Raw genomic sequence first — 15,827 nt, forward strand, 5'->3', positions numbered from 1 at the left:
TGATGTGAAACCTAGTTTGAATAAGCGGCGCTTCAGACAACAAAGAGCTCAAATCGCAATTGGCATAGTCACGAAACTTAATGTGCCCCGTATCCGATTTTCCAAGGCACCCAGCACACATTGTGTCTCTTAACCACTCAGGTATTTTCGGAAAGTTGGGACGATCATCTTCGCTAACGTCCGTCAACTTCTCCATCACCAAAATGCTGCCGGTGTGGCTAATCTCCAGACACTGACCGAAAATTGGCTCTAGGGCGGTTCCGCGAAGTGCATTTCAAATGATCCACTCGATGTAGTTTGGGTCGCTGTTGAGTTGATGTACCCGCTTGACAACCAGCGCCGGGTGGCTCTTCACCTCAAAGACCTCTCTCGCTTCGCCGCGCCCAATAGCAGGCCCTTGGATCAGTTTCTCGCAGAATTCGTCAGGCCTTGTTTTTCCTTGTGTCGGGAAATTATCGATATCCAGATTGCTCAGCATGGCAGTTTTGCCTTGTCGCAATTGGCTAGATTGAGGGCAACAAGCTTTAGGCCGCGTCTTAGGTCAGACGGAGCGTCGAGAAGGAAAATCTCTAAGTGCCTACTGGTTTAACTGTCGTTGAGCCATTTGGGACGTTTTCAGCTAAAGATCCAACTTCATTTGTTGCGGAGTTGCGTGAAGCGAAATTCTGAAGTGGTCCTTATTCAGTACAACAATGATCTCGATGCCCAGCTGCTCAACTCGCAGAACCTTCTGCATCCCTATTGGCGAGAACCCGAAGAAGGTGAACGGTATCTCGTAAGTTTCACCGTCTATCATCCTTATCTGCTCTAGATCTTGGTCTGAGGGGCTTAGAACTGCTTCTCCGCTATGAGCAGAAGGCAAGCTAGTTTCAAGAAGTATCGCGCCAGCGTCGAAGCCACCGAGCTTCGACCTCTTCCGATCTGCTGCTTCTGCGATCTCTGCAAGGGTGTTGCCCGTGGCCGCTATCAGGCCCCGCAGAACCTCGTAGATATCTGCCAGTTCTGACCTCCTTTCGTCATCGGTGGTCGCTTCTCTAACCTCGAGTAGCTCCTCGACGAACTTGGCGATCAGGAAGGCCTGTTTGATGGAAGATGGCACGGTAATCGTGACCGCGTGCTCTTTTTTGGAAGCTATTTTCCCCGGTATTCCGTCCCGTACAAGCTTTCCAAACTGTGCTTGCTTTCGAACACGCACATGGTCCTTGTCACCAAGGAGGATAACCGTGCAGCCGTTCTTTTGAAGTTGATAGTAGGCATGGGATAGGCTCGATCCCCTCATGTACACCGGGACGCTGTGTTCAACTGCAGCATCGGCAACTGCCTTTAGGAATTTGTTGTCGCGGAATAGCTCGATGGTTTTGGGCTGTAGATCAATGGCCAAGTTTGGGTACTTTCTTCTTAGTTTCCCAACTTGGTTGAGGTCGTCAAATCCAGCTGCTTTGAAGAGCCGTGGTCTCTGTCGGCCAATATGTTCTTCCGTCTTGTGGGCCTCAGTCCAATACCACGGTATGTTAACTTCCTGATCACTTGGATCAGAACAAGCAACAAACCACATGATATGCATAGGGCGGCCAAGCCTCTTTGCAATTTCCATGCTGCGAGTTGTGATGTCCAGTATGTTCTTTTTTGCGATGCTTTGATGTCTCGCTACATCATTGCGGACGCGTTCGTAGCGCCACTTTCCATCGCCAGCGGCTAACAATATATGTGATTTGTAATCTGGATATTCTGTCACGTCCTGGCTATCTACATGGACTTCCCAGTTGTCATACGGGCAGTACTGCAGGGCGTCAGGCAAGCCCCATGTGCCATGGACTTCTGCAACTGGATTGGCTGGATCAACGCGGACCCACGCACTTGCACGTGCAGCTATGAACCTATGTATTACGAATGCCAAACCGTCAATACCGGTACCTTCAGACTGTAGGTGGGACAGGGTGTTGAAACACCAGTCTACAGCTTCTGAGGGGGTCAGACAGTCTGTTCTTGGCAAGTTGGTCTGCTTTTCGAGATTTGCCAAACCACTCGTTCGAATGACAATGTTATTGGCAAAAAGGGTCCTAAACTCCAGTTCCAACTTAGTTCTAAATGAGGGGTCGTTCGTTCGGTTCAGCAACGTGTTGCAGGTCAAAAGGTACAGCCGAGGAGAATGCTGTGACTTCTCCTCATAAAGCTCCTTCAAAACACGAAGCTTGTCCCAGCGCTGTATGTCGTCTTTGGTGGGGTAGACTATTAGCTCAGTTTTTTGGTCGACTGTCTGCTGCCACTTTTCGATAGTGATCTGATGTGGATTAATTCCGAAGACGTCTTCGTCTTCAGCATCTAGCTGAACAATCCAGAAAACACCTTCAGACAATATCCACTCACAGTTGATCCGGTGTGTGGTCCCGCGAACCAATTCGTTGTTCACCCATGCGCCAACAGGGCCAAAAAAACGTTCTCGACTTATGCCGCTTCGAGCCGATAGAGGATGATCGACGGGCGGAGGAGTGTCTCTCTGAGTGTTGACGCGATCGGTTTGGTACACTTCGCCTTCACCACGGGCAGAGAGTTCCCATTGATCACGTGTTTTGGAAACTCTCAGAACATTTCCAAATTCACCTGCTTCTGAAGGGGGCAAAAACTTCTGAACAATGATTGCGACCTTCTTTTGGGGAGCGGATTGTGCAATCCGCTCCAGCGCATCCTTGATATGTGACCATTCCAAGGGCTTGTGAGATAATCTTACGCTTTCATATGTGCCTCTGTCCCAGATGGTCTCCCCGACAATGCTCGATCGCAGGATGATCTCTGCGTCGTCTTTAAATAGATGCTGGATAGACTGCCAAGCGACTGCTTCTTGTTCGGATCTTGCATCAAGAAGGGCTTCAACGATTTCTTCGGGCCACAATACGAACTGCGGCGTCCATGCACGTGGCAGGCAGAGCAGACGAGCACCCTTTGGTCCATACTTCGCCACCAAAGTTTCGGCTTCGGACCAAGAGACTGGTGAACTTTGATGTGATTGGATGATGCCTGAGTTCATTTCTTCTCGATGACAGTGCCAAAAACGGCATTGGCCACATTTGTTAGCAGCCCGCTAACACCATCCGAGAAAAGACCAACGAGAAACGCGATTGAGACCGTTGTGACTATGCCGGTTGCGTTCCCACTGGCCTGCCCACCGATAAATCCACTACTGACCAGACCGTGGATCATGGTCGAATAAACCCCGCCTATCCATGGCACGAAAATACGCCACAGAACTCGATCTTGATGCCATTTGCCCGTTCCAACTGAATGGATGAGCCACTTAATGGTCAGTATTGTGCCCCCAAGGCCGCCGGCAAAATAGCATGCCAGCCATTCTTTGGAGAGCAGAAACTGACTGCAAACCACTTTGCTCTGATCGGCAACATCCTGCGCACAGAAGACATTGAGCGTGAACAGTTCGGGCACGTAGGTTGCAGAGGCCACAGTTGTTGAGCCAAAAATCGCTAAACAAACTAAGAGATAAGCAGCTTCCAGCCAAATCTGTCTGTGAGCGACCGCGGGAAAGCGAGTCTCCCACTGCCAAGGCGCGCGCCCGTCCGCAGTCCCAGTTTCGTTATCCGGTACGAGCTTATCATTTGCCGACGTTTCATCTGTCATCAAGCTGCATCTTTGATCGCTTTGCCAAAGTTGTTGCAAGTAGCAGCGATGTTCGCGCTGAATGGATACGACTTGTAGTCCCATTCGGCGTCCCGTTTGACGAGACGTGCAACAACGCGCCTGAAGAATTGGCTGCCCAACGATCTATTGTTGTTGCCGACAAAGGCAGACCGTCCCTGGCCAAACACGTAGTAGTCTTCCTCAAAAGGAAGGTCGTCATAAGGGGATGGCTGGTTAGCCAATGGTCTCCACTCTACACCTGACAAGGAATGAGCGGCGTTTGCAAATTCACTGAAGTCAATCTGACTGTCGATCAAAAGATGCAAATGAGCGTAGTCCACACCACATCCGATTGGGCTACCTGAGCTTGCGGCGCCATGTTCAAACCAAATTGCCTTCTCGAAATCGTGCCCGAACTGTTCACAAAAGAGTTCCATCGAAAGCAATGGGTCGCGCCCCGTATTTGTGTTCCAATTTCGGTAATTCAGCGAAGGCCATGTGGGTACAAAAAGAAGCCAGTTGGGAACGATGCTGCCAAGTGTCGGTACTACGACCATGTCTTCAAGTTCTGCCAGTGCCCTATTGTATAACGGCTTACATGACGGCGTGAGGTCAAGAATTTGCGTGAATCGATGATTGTTTGTGCTCATTATGCTATCCAATCTATGTCGGATCAAAATCCACAGCCCAATATGGGTATGATACAGCCAAAGCCTCACCTCTTCAACGAAGAGAGGACCTTCACAAAATCTCTCCTCTAGATGGTCTGCGGTAGTGTTTCTTTCTCACGAGAGGGATATGAGGGGATATTTTTTTTGATTAACTCATTGTTTTCTTTGTGATTATTGTGTTTCTTTGCTGGGGCTCGGCGAATGATGACCTGTTTGAATGGGTCTAGACTATGCCTCTGAAAACATTGTGAATATTGTCACTGACATTACCTCCATATTTTTGAACCCGGGTTCAACTTGTCGGCGAGCTTCGAGGGCACCATGTCCGGGGGTTAAATGAGGGCAAGCTTCCACCGATTGCGTCGAATTTTGACGGGCGGCTCACCCAGAGTTGAGTTAGGCTCTGGCAATGAGGGCATCACTTGCCGTGTCTTAGTTCGCTTAAGAGCACAAATCCAAATTGTAGTGCTCGATAGGCGCTGTCTTTCGAACTGAGGGATTTTTCATGAGTTTTTCAGGAAGAAGGGTCATGTACCATGGAAGTGTCTATTCGCATTTCCAACAATACAAACTTAGTCCCGGACACTCTATTCCTAGTTTTGGGGTCGACCTAAGCCGTTGCCGGCCACGTACAGATTTCGGTCGGGGGTTCTATCTGACTACAAGTCTTGAGCAGGCAGAGAAATGGGCGAACATAAAGTCACTTAGATCGCGGAGCGCCGACCAGCCCTTGATTTTGGAGTTCAATATTGATCTGGAAGTCTTTTGCAAACTCGATTACCTCTGGTTTGTCCGCGCAAGCGATGAATTCAACGCATTTGTGCGACGTTGTAGGCGACATGATACTTGGCACAAGGTATCGAGGACTGATGATCCTTACGATGTAGTCCTCGGTCCGCTTTCAAAATTCCCTGGTCATACGGTTTACGATGGTTGTGATCAGTTTAGTCTGCATACGCAGAGAGCAATTGGCCTGATGCCCAAGCCCATGGTTAGATCAGTGATGTCCAAGTCAATACAGCCCGTGACATCACCTGCAAAGTTGAACTGATTTATGTCAAGAAGCCTACCCTCCCAATACGATGAAAGTGCTCGCGAGTTCCAGCGTAGGGTGGAATGGGCCTTGGAGAACGTTTTCTCGGTCTCCCGGGCTGTGGCCACTGACTACTGGAGGAACATTGAGCTATTGGATGAGGGCCCGTCGCTCGTCATGCACGGTCACCCTCTGCATGTTGCCGCTGATCTTGCGGATATCTCGGAAATACTCCCGGAGCATTGGTCAATTTACGATGCGCGCTTTGACGATGAAACTGATGCTCCCTCAGAAGCCAAGGACTATGACGGAAATCGTGGTGAGCTGACGCAACAGAACCTACACGGGGAACTGATTTGGTCAATGTCGCGTGCTGCACGCTTGAGTTACGCGATGTATCGAGCAGAACAAATTCGTTTGAACAGAGAAGCTGAGGTCAAACTCAAAATTGAGTTGCCTAGTCGCTTTTCTCGAGGTTTGGCCGCCGTGATAACGTTATTGGTGATTTTGGTGATATTGAATTCTCTGCAGATACCCCTCGTGCGTGATTTCTTTGCAGGGATGAAGTGATTGGATGAACTGCAACTGAAGCTTTTCATGTAAAATCCAAAATCACGAGCAACGGCCTACCTAACACACCAGGTTCAGCGGCGGGCGTGAGTAAGAGCAATCAGTCCGAGCAGCGTGGCACTCTTTCGAGGAAAGTTTTGAAGCAAAGACTACCGGGACATGGGTAAATCAGTGTGAGTGATCTGTGGATGCTTGGTGACGGCAAGAAGGTTAGTTTCGTGAGGCCTTAGCAATTGTCCGAAAGAAGTCCAAAACGCTCGGGCATACTGCCAAGCGACAGCGGTCGGGTAAGAATTCAGTCGGCGAAGCGAACTTGAATCTGCTACACACCAATGCTACACAAGCGAGATTGGACTGACTGTTAAATTATTGATTTAGCGGTGTATGGGGCGCGCCCTACGAGCTCCCCCTCCACTCCGTCTTTCCTAGCGGGAATTGAACCCGGGTTCATTCTCAAAGACCCACTGCATCTTTCAATTTGATGTCGTAAGTGGCTTTGGATCGAGATGGTAGTATTCTCGTCTCTTCTCAGGGCCTGCTCCAAGTCTATCTGGAGGAAGTCTAAAGGGCAGGTCAGGTACCATGGCCTGCAGGCCAGGCTGGCCCGACCACAGGGGATCCCGCGTCATTCCGATAGATTTCCACCTTTGTCCCGAACACTTTTTCGATCAGCCCGATGGTGAGAAGTTCTCTGGGATCACCGTCGCCCACAATACGACCTTCGGACAGGCAGATGATACGGGTCGCAAAATGCAGCGCTATGTTCATGTCGTGTACAACGGCGACGACCGAAAGCGTCTCTCCGACCATGCTGCGGGCAAGCTCCATCGTTTTCATTTGATGCGCAAGATCGAGCCCCGTGACGGGCTCATCGAGGAAGAGTGTCTGCGGCTGACCGGATTGCGTTGCCCAGAGCTGCACCAGGATGCGGGCGAGATGCACACGTTGCTGTTCGCCTCCTGAGAGTTCCGTTACTTGACGGCTTTCGAAACCGCACAGCCCCACGCGCGCGAGTGCGCGGTTGCAGAGTAGCGGCAGATCCCGGTGAGGTGCGTTTTCCGGCACGGAAAGAAGCAGTGCTTCACCTACCAGAAACGGGAAAGTGATGTGTGTGGACTGCGTCAGCACGGCCCGGCGGAGGGCAAGACCGGATACCCCCCAGGCATTGAGGTTCTGTCCCGAGTAATTCACGGTGCCTGATCCGGCCCTGATCCCGCCCGCGAGGAGATGAAGCAGGGTCGACTTGCCCGCACCATTGGGTCCGATGATGGCTACGCATTCACCCGTGCCGATGGAAAGATCAATATCAGTGAGCACAACACGCCCGCCACGCGTGAGGTTGACGGACCGGGCCTGGATGAGGGCGCTTTCCATCTCACCCTCGCTGCAGTCGGCGGTCTCGCAGCAGCATCCACAGGAAGACTGGGCCGCCGAGACAGGCGGTAATGATGCCGATGGGAAGCTCCGTGGGCGCAGCTACCGTTCTGGCCAGCGTGTCTGCCAGAATGAGCAGGATGGCTCCCAGAAGCGCTGCCGCCGGAAGCAGCAGGCCATGGGATGGCCCGAAGCACAGACGCAAGACATGCGGGACCACGAGGCCGACAAATCCGATCATGCCGGAGACTGCCACGCTCACGCCGGTGAGCAGCGCGGTGATGACGATTGCAACCCGCTTCAGGCGTTCCACCGACAGACCTGCAAAAGCAGCCTGTGCCTCGCCCAGCGCCAGTTGATCGAGACCACGGGCCAGCCTTGTCCACACCGGGAAGGACAGGGTTACGGCTGCTGCGAGCAAAGCGACCTTCTGCCATGTCGCGCCAGCAAGGCTTCCCAAGGTCCAGAACGTGAATTCGCGCAACTGCTGATCACTTGCCATGAAGATGAGAAGACCGGTCGCAGCACCCGAAATGGCACCAAGTGCGATGCCGGCGAGCAACATGGTCGTTACGGATGTTCGCCCGCCCTGCGTCGCGGTCGCGTAAAGCGTCAACGTCACGGCGAGACCACCGAGAAACGCCGCAAGCGGCAACCACGCCATGGCGACTGTCCCGAACACCTGCTGCCCCGCCACGATGACTGTTACTGCGGCGAGGGCAGCACCGGCGGAAACGCCCGTGAGGCCGGGATCGGCGAGGGGATTGCGGAACAAGCCCTGCATCAGCGTGCCCGAGAGCGCGAGGGCTGCTCCGACACTTGCGGCAAGGGCCGTGCGGGGTAGGCGGATGGCCCAGACGATCAAGTCGTCACGCGTGCTGCCGTGGCCCGACAGGCTGGCCAGCACTTCGCCGAGCGCAATCGGTACGGCGCCCATCGAAATGGAGAGCACAGCCGTGGCAGCGAATGCCAAGGTGAGGCAGGCGAGTACCCATTTCGCAGCATGTCCCCTGCTGGCCGGGTGGCGCAGGCTCTGTCGCAAGGTCAGCGAACCGGTCATTGCATTCTCACGTCTTCGGATGCAGCGCATCTGCCAGCTTCCCGGCCTGCACGAGCGTGCGCGTCCCGAAGCTCAGCAGGGCTGCGCCATCAACGAGAATGACAGACCTGTTCTGGCTGGCCGGCGTGGCAGCTAAGGCAGGGTTGGTTAAAATGCTCTCCGGGCTAGCCTGGCGAGGATCAGTGACCATCAGAACAATAACATCCGGAGGATCGGCCGCGACGATCTCGGGTGACAGCTGTTTGTATCCCGAGATACCGTGGGCAATGTTGTATGCACCTGCCATTTGCAAAACGGAATCAGCGGCGGTACCCGCGCCCCCCACGGTGAAGCGGTCTGTCGCTGTGCCGAGGACAAACAGGGCTTTCGGTTTTGACGAGGTTGTAGCTGCGCGGGTGGTAAGATCCTGAGCCTGGGCACGGACACGCTTGGCGAGGTCATCTGCCTTGGTCCGCACGTCAAGTAGTGTGCCAAGCAGATTAATCTTGCTCAAAATGCCATCAACCGTCGGCTCGACGGGAAGCAGTGCCAGCGGAATACCGGAGGCGCGCAGGCTGTCGATCACTTCCTTCGGGCCGCTGTCCAGCGTGGCCACGATGAGATCGGGCGTTTGGGCAAGGATGCCCTCCGCCGCAAGCGCACGCATGTAGCCGATGTCGGGCGCCTGACCTTCCGGCAAGACGCCGCGTGACGTAGTGTCGATGGCAACAATGCGGTCGGCAAATCCAAGTTCCACCAGGATCTCGGTCGCCGCACTTCCGATCGAAACGATGCGCTTCGGATGGGATGACTTTGCCATATGGCCAGCGGCATCAACGATCTCACCAGCCGCAGCCATACCGTTTGGCGCCATCAGTACCGTCGCGCAAGCGAGCAGGCGGCGGCGGGAAAAAGGGATAGTAAATCCGGACATGACTGAGCCTTTCGATGGGGGATCGTGGCAATCAGCTAGTCCCGTTGGAGTAAGCGAAAATTATTGTTGACTAAATACGTCGGGATTCGATAGTGAGTCAAGTACGGACGAAATATGTCCGCAAAACTGCCAGCCAAGTCGGGCACTGATCAGAATTCAGTGACCAGCAAGCCAGCCCAAAGATCCGAAACTCATGTTTGACGGGGCTTGTCATGCGACCTGGTACTTTTTCCTGCGCGCTGCTTTGTAGCACTGCGCTCTTGGCACTTCCGGCGGCGGCGCAAGCCCAAGAGCCAGTGGAACTCGATCTCATCACAGTCACTGTTCTCAAGATCAAGCAGGCGCTCAGTAGTGTTGCAGGTGGTGTGAGCGTGGTGAGCAAGGAAGAAAAGGACCGCCATGGCAATGCCACGGTCGCGGACGTGCTCGCACCAATACCCGGTGTGTCCACAGAACAGAGTGCAAATGATCCGGCGACCGCAATCAATATCCGTGGCCTACAGGATTTCGGCCGAGTGGCGGTGACCGTAGACGGCGCTCGCCAGAACTTCCAGCGCACGGGTCACAATGCTGACGGCATGTTCTATCTGGAGCCCGAGCAACTCCAGCAGGTCTCGGTGACCCGCGGGCCCATCGCCAATGTGTATGGCTCTGGTGCAATCGGCGGTGTCGTATCCTTCGACACGCTCGACGCGCTGTCCTTTCTGCGTGACGACGAGGAGATCGCAGGCTCAGAAAAGGTCACCTATAATACCAATGGCAAGTCCATCTTGTCGAGCACCACGGGCGCCCTTCGCCTCGGCGACTATGGTGGAATTCTCGGCAATATCGTCTATCGCGACAACGGCGACTACGAGGACGGTGATGGCAACACCGTGGCCGACAGTAACCGCGAGGTGGCGGCGGGCCTTGCCAAGCTGTCTCTGACACCCACAGCCGACTCGCGACTTGACGTATCCTATCTGGTCAACACCGACGATTTCGAAAACGGTACTGCGACCAGCCGCTACGGCAACGAGGTCAAGGCCGAGACGCTTGCCGCGAAACTGAATTGGGAAGCCGCTGGCAACGACTGGATCGATTTCACGGCCAGCAGCTACTGGACATCGACCCATCAGGATCAGGAACGGTTGACCGCTTCCAATCCGGCGCTGATCGGCCTGCACCGGACATTCGACATCGATACGGTAGGTTTCGATCTCTTCAATACATCACGCTTCTCAACCGGCGGGTTGCAGCACGTGCTGACAATCGGTGGTGATGCCTTCCATGACGATGTGAAGGTGGTCGATCCGATCAGCACGGCGGATCTCTTCACGCCCTCAGGCGAGCGGACGGCAGGCGGCGCTTTTGTCCAGGATCAGGTCGATGTGACACAGTGGATGCAGGTGATCGTGGCCGGTCGTTACGATGTCTATAGCCTCACGGGCACAACAGTGGACAGTGACGGGTCACACTTCTCGCCCAAGGCAACGCTGGTTTTGAAGCCATTCGAAAACACCGCACTGAAGGGGCTGCATTTCTATGGCACCTATGCCGAGGGGTACCGAGCGCCGTCGACGACTGAAACAATGATCGGTGGCTTCCATCCGGCGCCCGCGCCCTTCCAGTTCCTGCCCAATCCCGACCTAAAGCCCGAAATTGCGGAAAACCTCGAAGCGGGCATCACAGGACAGTTCAGCAATGTGCTGGACGCCGAGGATGCGCTGTCGATCCGCGCGGGTATCTTCAGGAACAACGTGGATGACTACATTGGCGCACAGTATCTCGACAACGGTACGCCCGCCAATCTCGCGGATGACACTTACCAGTATGTCAACATTGCCAAGGCTGAGCTGTGGGGCGTCGAGGGTGAGGTCAGCTATGATGCTGGCTTCATGTTTGCCAGCGTGGCGGCAAGCATGATCCGTGGTAAGGACAAGACGGCCGATGACTGGTTGCTGACGGCGCCGGCCGACAAAGTTGTCTCGACGCTTGGTGTCCGCTTCCTTGACGAAAAGGCTACGCTCGGCGCTCGCTGGTTCGCTGTAGCCGCGCAGGACCGCGTGCCAACGGGTGGCATTCCGGCCGATGCCTACAACCTCGTGAACCTCTTCGCTTCCTATCAGGTCAATGACAGCCTGAAGCTCGCCCTGAATGCGGAGAACATCTTCAACGAAGATTATCGCCGATATCTTGACGGTACGGATTCGTCGGGTCGCAGCATGATGTTCACTGTCGAGACGCGCTTGGGCCGGTGATGGAGACAGGTGCCGCCATTGCAGCAGAACGGGCGGGCGGCGGTCTCGACTTCGTCAGCTTGTTCCTGCACGCCGATCCGGTGGTGAAGGCCATCATGCTGGGGCTTCTGGTGGCGTCGTTTGTCTGCTGGGCCATCATGGTGGAAAAGTCGCTCGCGCTATGGTGGCAGCGCCGCACTGATCTGCAAACCCTGTCCGCCTTCCGGTCGCGCACGGTGCCGCCGCGGCGTGGCACCGGAGCGGCCCATATCATGCGGCGGCTGGATGACGAGGCGCCGCTTTCCGCGGGCTGGCATGATGCGGTGCGCGAGCGCTTCCTAGCGCGAGCAAGGCTCCTGCTTGGCACTTTGAAACGTGAGCGGGAAAGGGGCGTGTCGGTGCTTGCCACAGTTGCGTCTGCGGGCCCGTTCATCGGTCTCTTCGGAACAGTGTGGGGCATCATGAACAGTTTTGCCGCCATCGCCGAAAGCAAGAACACCAGCCTCGATGTGGTGGCACCCGGCATCGCCGAGGCGCTGCTTGCGACCGCCATTGGGCTTTTCGCGGCCATTCCCGCGGCCGTTTTCTACAACCGCCTGACATCACAGGTGGGTCGGTCCCTCGTTCCGGCTGAAGAGCTTGTGCAGGAAATGCTCATCCTGCGAGCCGGGGAGGCTGCGGCAAGATGATGATGCAGTCTCATTCCCGGCAGGGGACGGGGGACAGTCTGCTGCCCGAGACCGCTTCCCTCAACAGTGAAATCAACGTCACGCCCTTTGTCGACGTCATGCTCGTCCTGCTGATCATATTCATGGTGGCGGCGCCAATGCTCACGGTGGGCGTGCCGATCGACCTGCCCAAGGCGGCGCTCGAACAGCTTCCGCCGGAGGACAAGCCTCTCGACGTCTTCATCCAGAGGGATGGCCAGAATCTACTTCGCTGACAGGCCCGTGTCCTCCGATGCCATCGTGGATCTTGTGAGCAGCCTTGACGCGGCAGTGCGTGAGGGACGGGTGCGGCTGCGCGCCGATGTGGCGGTCCCCTATGAGAAGGTGATCACGGTTGTTGAGGCGCTTTCCAAGGCGGGAATCACGCGGATCGGCCTCGTTGCAGCACCCAGGCCGGAGGGCGCATCGCCATGATCTCGGCGCGCGGTCTTTTTGTCTCGGTGACGGTTCATGCCCTCTTTGCCGGGTGGGTAGTGAGTGCTGCTCCAGTGGCACGTGAGGTGATTGAAGATGCAGAAGCGATGCCGGCCGTCGAGGTGGTTCTCGAAGTTCCTCCCGAGCCGGTGGCCGAACCTTCGCAGGCGTCCGAGCCGCAGGTGGCGATGGCCGTCGATCCGAAAAGGGCCCTTCCGGTCGTCGAGGACCATGCAGAGCCCGAACCTTCGCGTCCGGCTCCGGCTGTGCCTGCACCATCTGCGACACCTCCCACACCTGTCATCGCGACGCCTGCACTGCCCTCGACGGACGTTCTGCAGGGTCCCACGGAGATCACAGCTCCTGTAGGCGCCCCATCAATTCCCGCCGTGAGGGCTGTTCCGTCTGTTCCGCAATCGGCACTACGCGAACCTGATCAACGCACTGATAGCCTGCCAGTAGTTCGACCCCTCAGACAGAGTGTACCAACGCCTGAACCGCAGAAAGCGGAAATGCAGAAGAAGAAAAAGCAGGCGCGCGCCACTGCTGCGAAGCCGGTCGTCAGAAAGACACAGACGAAAGTGAAGTCGGCGGCGTCAAGGCGCGCCTATGCTGCTGCGTCTGGCCGAAAGGCTGTTGCCAGTGGCGGGACCGCCGTGGACCCTGGCTACAAATCGCGGGTGCTTGCCAAGCTCCGTGCCGCCAAACGCTCGCCCAGGGGCGGCGCGTCGGGCCGAGTCATGTTGAGCTTCCGCCTTAGCAAGTCAGGTGGCCTTCTCTCCGCTCACATCGCCCGGAGTGGTGGCCACCCCATGCTCGATCAGGCGACGTTGGCCATGGTCCGCGCTGCCGCACCCTTTCCGCCCATGCCTGCTTCAATGTCGCAGACCAGCATGAGCTTCACTGTTCCCGTGCAATACAACTGAGGAGAACTGCACATGACCTATATCGCCATGAACCGCTTCAAGGTGCCCAAGGAAAACGGCTCTGCCTTCGAGGACGTGTGGGCCAAGCGCGAAAGCTATCTCGACGAGATGGAGGGCTTTGTGTCCTTCCATCTCCTGCGCGGGCCTGAAGCAGAGGACCACGTGCTTTACTCCTCACATACGGTCTGGGCGAGCAAAGAGGACTTCCTGGCGTGGACGAAGTCCGATGCCTTCCGCAAAGCTCACGCCCGGGCCGGAGATACCTCCAAGCGCGTGTTCGTGGGGCATCCGCAATTCGAAGGCTTCGAGGCGGTGCAAAGCGAATTCTCGAAGAAGCCGAGTGCTGCCTGATGCCGGTCGTCGCAAGCGAGCGCATCGATGCGGCCATTGCGGCAAAGCCCGATGGCGTCCTTGAGGTTATGGCGGATACGGCTGGCGCAAGCCTATTGCAGGTGATGGAACGCCTGCCGGACAAGAGTGTGAAGCTTCTGCCCGCCGAACGCTTTGACGCGATCTGGGCCGTACTGCAGGCGTGGGGTGAAGTGCTGTTCATCGTCCACACACCAGACATCGTTCTAGAGTGTACGGGACGGTTGCCAGAAGGCAGCCATGGCCATGGCTATTTCAATATCCACGGAGACAGCCCGATAGGCGGCCACATCAAGGTGGCCAACTGCAAGGCGATTGCTCTGGTCGACAGGCCCTTCCACGGCCGCCGATCCTGTTCGGTGCAGTTCCTCAATCAGGACGGAAATGCCATGTTCAAGGTCTTCGTGCGACGCGACAAGGATAGATCGCTTCTGCCCCAGCAGCTTCTCGCTTTTGAAAGCCTTTGGCTCGACGTATAGGAATTCCGATTAAGAGCAATCCGGCAGCTTTATCTGCCTCCGACATTTTGCTCGATCGTGAGAATTCAGTTCTGCAACTGATAACTGGTAACTGCAAATATTCTATAGCTCCGTCGGACTTTGCGTTTCACGTCTCGCTTTGAACCCGGGAGCATTCCTTCTAGAACCAGATTTCAGCTGCCAAGTGCGCTGGTGTGGCCATCCAACAGGATCTGCGCCATAGACGCAGTGCAGCTATCTTGACTTGTTACACTTTGTTTCTACACAAGCGATCGTGGACGATGCTCTAAGTTGTTGAATTATTTGTGGTAGGCGAAATTCTAACGAGTTCCCCCTTCGCTCCACCAGGCAGTCCTTTGACGGACGTGATTTCCACCGGTTTTAAAGATTGGCCCGCAGTTGGCGGGCTTTTTCGTGTCCGGGAGCAGCTGATGGGTCTCTGGAGCGGTCTCCAGGCGGGCTTCAGGAGACAATTCCAGCTCCGGTTTCCGGGCCTCCAGTTCTTTTTCCAGGTCTCGGCGGCATGCCAAACAGAGACTTGTTCGTCACCGCGCCGAGACTGGTTCGCATCGGGTGGTGTCGGACCTTCTGGTGGGCGTAGATGCTGCGCTTTTGCACTCTGAATCGGCAACACTCGACGGGAAGTCGGGCGGTTGGCGTGCGGTTTGGAGAATCAGGCCAGTCCGAGCGTGTGTTTTGGCTTTGTCCATTGCAGGGGAAGATCGGTCAGCTGAGTGACAGTGATTCCGCGGGTCTTTCCTCTCAGCAGCAGCTTGGATTGCGCTTGCTGTCGCCCTGGCCGTAACTCTTGAACCGCTCCATTACATTTGCAATCTCTGCATCGGGCAAGACGTGAGGCACGCCGATCTGCAGCGCCCGCCAGTATTGTGCCGCAATTGCTTCGACCTCCACAGCCAGCCACGCAGCGCGCTTCAGGTTGGGACCGATGCAGACCATGCCGTGATTTGCGAGGAGACAGGCGAGACGGTCCTTGAGCGCATCGACAATGTAATCCGCCAGTTCCTGTGTGCCCCACGTGACATAGGGCACACAGGGAATGGTCGGACCATTGACGGCCGCTATCATGTAGTGGACGGCCGGAATCTCTCGCCGCAAGATCGACAGGGTGGTACAGAACATGGAATGGAGATGAATGGTGCAGCCAACCTCTGGCTTTTTCTCCATGATGTCGCGGTGAAAGCGCCATTCGGTCGACGGTTTGCGCGTGCCTGAGTGAGATGCGTCGATTTTCATGAAGACGATGTCGTCAGGTTGCATTTCGGCATATGGCACGCCAGACGGAGTGATCAGGAAGCCGCCGTCCACCCTCACACTGATGTTGCCAGAGGTGCCCTGGTTGATGCCCTTGTCGTTCATAAAGTTGCAGGTCGCGATGATTTCGCGACGAATGGTTTCATCGTCTTTCATGGTGTTCTCCGGT

General features: G+C 55.7%; 17 protein-coding genes. 9 read left to right on the plus strand and 8 right to left on the minus strand.

What is annotated here, in order from left to right:
- Window positions 1–274: 274 nt before the first annotated feature.
- The 4 genes from QM801_RS00720 to QM801_RS00735 form a co-directional block, all read right to left on the minus strand.
- Window positions 275–478, minus strand: a complete 204-nt coding sequence (locus QM801_RS00720) for a hypothetical protein (RefSeq protein ID WP_415017296.1) — start codon at window positions 476–478, stop codon at window positions 275–277.
- 141 nt (window positions 479–619) lie between these two features.
- On the minus strand, window positions 620–2,959 hold the full coding sequence (locus QM801_RS00725) for a hypothetical protein (RefSeq protein ID WP_415017297.1): 2,340 nt from the start codon (window positions 2,957–2,959) through the stop codon (window positions 620–622).
- 62 nt (window positions 2,960–3,021) lie between these two features.
- Window positions 3,022–3,630 carry a hypothetical protein gene (locus tag QM801_RS00730; RefSeq protein ID WP_415017298.1) on the minus strand — a complete coding sequence of 203 codons (609 nt, stop codon included), beginning with the start codon at window positions 3,628–3,630 and terminating at the stop codon, window positions 3,022–3,024.
- Window positions 3,630–4,280, minus strand: a complete 651-nt coding sequence (locus tag QM801_RS00735; protein ID WP_415017299.1) for a hypothetical protein — start codon at window positions 4,278–4,280, stop codon at window positions 3,630–3,632. The genes QM801_RS00730 and QM801_RS00735 overlap by 1 nt, the downstream gene beginning before the upstream one ends.
- A gap of 550 nt (window positions 4,281–4,830) precedes the next feature.
- Between QM801_RS00735 and QM801_RS00740 the strand changes: the two genes are divergently transcribed.
- Entirely contained in the window at window positions 4,831–5,352 is a 522-nt protein-coding gene (locus QM801_RS00740; RefSeq protein ID WP_415020868.1) for a DUF3990 domain-containing protein, read from the plus strand.
- A 72-nt stretch (window positions 5,353–5,424) separates the two neighbouring features.
- Entirely contained in the window at window positions 5,425–5,904 is a 480-nt protein-coding gene (locus tag QM801_RS00745; protein WP_415017300.1) for a hypothetical protein, read from the plus strand.
- Between the two features lie 573 nt (window positions 5,905–6,477).
- Here QM801_RS00745 and QM801_RS00750 read toward each other — a convergent pair.
- Genes QM801_RS00750 through QM801_RS00760 form a run of 3 tightly spaced genes read right to left on the minus strand, consistent with a single transcriptional unit; the run spans window position 6,478 to window position 9,251 of the window.
- Window positions 6,478–7,278, minus strand: coding sequence for a heme ABC transporter ATP-binding protein (locus tag QM801_RS00750; protein ID WP_415017301.1), 801 nt, complete (start codon window positions 7,276–7,278; stop codon window positions 6,478–6,480).
- Between the two features lies 1 nt (window position 7,279).
- Window positions 7,280–8,338 (minus strand): FecCD family ABC transporter permease, encoded by a 1,059-nt coding sequence (locus QM801_RS00755; RefSeq protein ID WP_415017302.1) that lies wholly within the window; start codon window positions 8,336–8,338, stop codon window positions 7,280–7,282.
- A 7-nt stretch (window positions 8,339–8,345) separates the two neighbouring features.
- Window positions 8,346–9,251 (minus strand): heme/hemin ABC transporter substrate-binding protein, encoded by a 906-nt coding sequence (locus QM801_RS00760; protein ID WP_415017303.1) that lies wholly within the window; start codon window positions 9,249–9,251, stop codon window positions 8,346–8,348.
- Between the two features lie 296 nt (window positions 9,252–9,547).
- On the opposite strand from QM801_RS00760, the gene QM801_RS00765 reads away from it, so the two are divergent.
- From QM801_RS00765 to hutX, 7 genes are read left to right on the plus strand one after another with little or no spacing between them, the layout of a single operon-like run.
- Complete coding sequence (locus tag QM801_RS00765; RefSeq protein WP_415017304.1) at window positions 9,548–11,491, plus strand: TonB-dependent hemoglobin/transferrin/lactoferrin family receptor; 1,944 nt, start codon at window positions 9,548–9,550, stop codon at window positions 11,489–11,491.
- Window positions 11,491–12,159, plus strand: a complete 669-nt coding sequence (locus QM801_RS00770; RefSeq protein WP_415017305.1) for a MotA/TolQ/ExbB proton channel family protein — start codon at window positions 11,491–11,493, stop codon at window positions 12,157–12,159. Before QM801_RS00765 ends, QM801_RS00770 begins: the two co-directional genes overlap by 1 nt.
- Window positions 12,156–12,413: a biopolymer transporter ExbD gene (locus tag QM801_RS00775; protein WP_415017306.1), complete on the plus strand. Its 258-nt coding sequence runs from the start codon at window positions 12,156–12,158 to the stop codon at window positions 12,411–12,413. The genes QM801_RS00770 and QM801_RS00775 overlap by 4 nt, the downstream gene beginning before the upstream one ends.
- On the plus strand, window positions 12,391–12,612 hold the full coding sequence (locus QM801_RS00780; protein WP_415017307.1) for an ExbD/TolR family protein: 222 nt from the start codon (window positions 12,391–12,393) through the stop codon (window positions 12,610–12,612). The genes QM801_RS00775 and QM801_RS00780 overlap by 23 nt, the downstream gene beginning before the upstream one ends.
- Window positions 12,609–13,538, plus strand: coding sequence for a TonB family protein (locus QM801_RS00785; protein WP_415017308.1), 930 nt, complete (start codon window positions 12,609–12,611; stop codon window positions 13,536–13,538). Before QM801_RS00780 ends, QM801_RS00785 begins: the two co-directional genes overlap by 4 nt.
- A 12-nt stretch (window positions 13,539–13,550) precedes the next feature.
- The gene (locus QM801_RS00790; protein ID WP_415017309.1) at window positions 13,551–13,889 is read left to right on the plus strand and encodes an antibiotic biosynthesis monooxygenase family protein; all 339 of its coding nucleotides are present in this window, start codon (window positions 13,551–13,553) and stop codon (window positions 13,887–13,889) included.
- The gene (gene hutX / locus QM801_RS00795; protein WP_415017310.1) at window positions 13,889–14,386 is read left to right on the plus strand and encodes a heme utilization cystosolic carrier protein HutX; all 498 of its coding nucleotides are present in this window, start codon (window positions 13,889–13,891) and stop codon (window positions 14,384–14,386) included. Before QM801_RS00790 ends, hutX begins: the two co-directional genes overlap by 1 nt.
- Before the next feature lie 762 nt (window positions 14,387–15,148).
- Here the strand turns inward: hutX and QM801_RS00800 are convergent.
- Window positions 15,149–15,814, minus strand: coding sequence for a class II aldolase/adducin family protein (locus QM801_RS00800; RefSeq protein ID WP_415017311.1), 666 nt, complete (start codon window positions 15,812–15,814; stop codon window positions 15,149–15,151).
- Window positions 15,815–15,827: the final 13 nt, after the last annotated feature.

It is taken from the genome of Aestuariivirga sp. (assembly GCF_047600585.1).
Classification (GTDB): Bacteria; Pseudomonadota; Alphaproteobacteria; order Rhizobiales; family Aestuariivirgaceae; genus Aestuariivirga.

Bases quoted from the DNA above. Each gene is read 5' to 3' on its own strand.
- QM801_RS00720 (WP_415017296.1), bottom strand. From the start codon at position 478: ATGCTGAGCAATCTGGATATCGATAATTTCCCGACACAAGGAAAAACA.
- QM801_RS00730 (WP_415017298.1), bottom strand. From the start codon at position 3,630: ATGACAGATGAAACGTCGGCAAATGATAAGCTCGTACCGGATAACGAA.
- QM801_RS00735 (WP_415017299.1), bottom strand. From the start codon at position 4,280: ATGAGCACAAACAATCATCGATTCACGCAAATTCTTGACCTCACGCCG.
- QM801_RS00740 (WP_415020868.1), top strand. From the start codon at position 4,831: ATGTACCATGGAAGTGTCTATTCGCATTTCCAACAATACAAACTTAGT.
- QM801_RS00750 (WP_415017301.1), bottom strand. From the start codon at position 7,278: ATGGAAAGCGCCCTCATCCAGGCCCGGTCCGTCAACCTCACGCGTGGC.
- QM801_RS00755 (WP_415017302.1), bottom strand. From the start codon at position 8,338: ATGACCGGTTCGCTGACCTTGCGACAGAGCCTGCGCCACCCGGCCAGC.
- QM801_RS00760 (WP_415017303.1), bottom strand. From the start codon at position 9,251: ATGTCCGGATTTACTATCCCTTTTTCCCGCCGCCGCCTGCTCGCTTGC.
- QM801_RS00770 (WP_415017305.1), top strand. From the start codon at position 11,491: ATGGAGACAGGTGCCGCCATTGCAGCAGAACGGGCGGGCGGCGGTCTC.
- QM801_RS00775 (WP_415017306.1), top strand. From the start codon at position 12,156: ATGATGATGCAGTCTCATTCCCGGCAGGGGACGGGGGACAGTCTGCTG.
- QM801_RS00780 (WP_415017307.1), top strand. From the start codon at position 12,391: ATGGCCAGAATCTACTTCGCTGACAGGCCCGTGTCCTCCGATGCCATC.
- QM801_RS00785 (WP_415017308.1), top strand. From the start codon at position 12,609: ATGATCTCGGCGCGCGGTCTTTTTGTCTCGGTGACGGTTCATGCCCTC.
- QM801_RS00790 (WP_415017309.1), top strand. From the start codon at position 13,551: ATGACCTATATCGCCATGAACCGCTTCAAGGTGCCCAAGGAAAACGGC.
- hutX (WP_415017310.1), top strand. From the start codon at position 13,889: ATGCCGGTCGTCGCAAGCGAGCGCATCGATGCGGCCATTGCGGCAAAG.
- QM801_RS00800 (WP_415017311.1), bottom strand. From the start codon at position 15,814: ATGAAAGACGATGAAACCATTCGTCGCGAAATCATCGCGACCTGCAAC.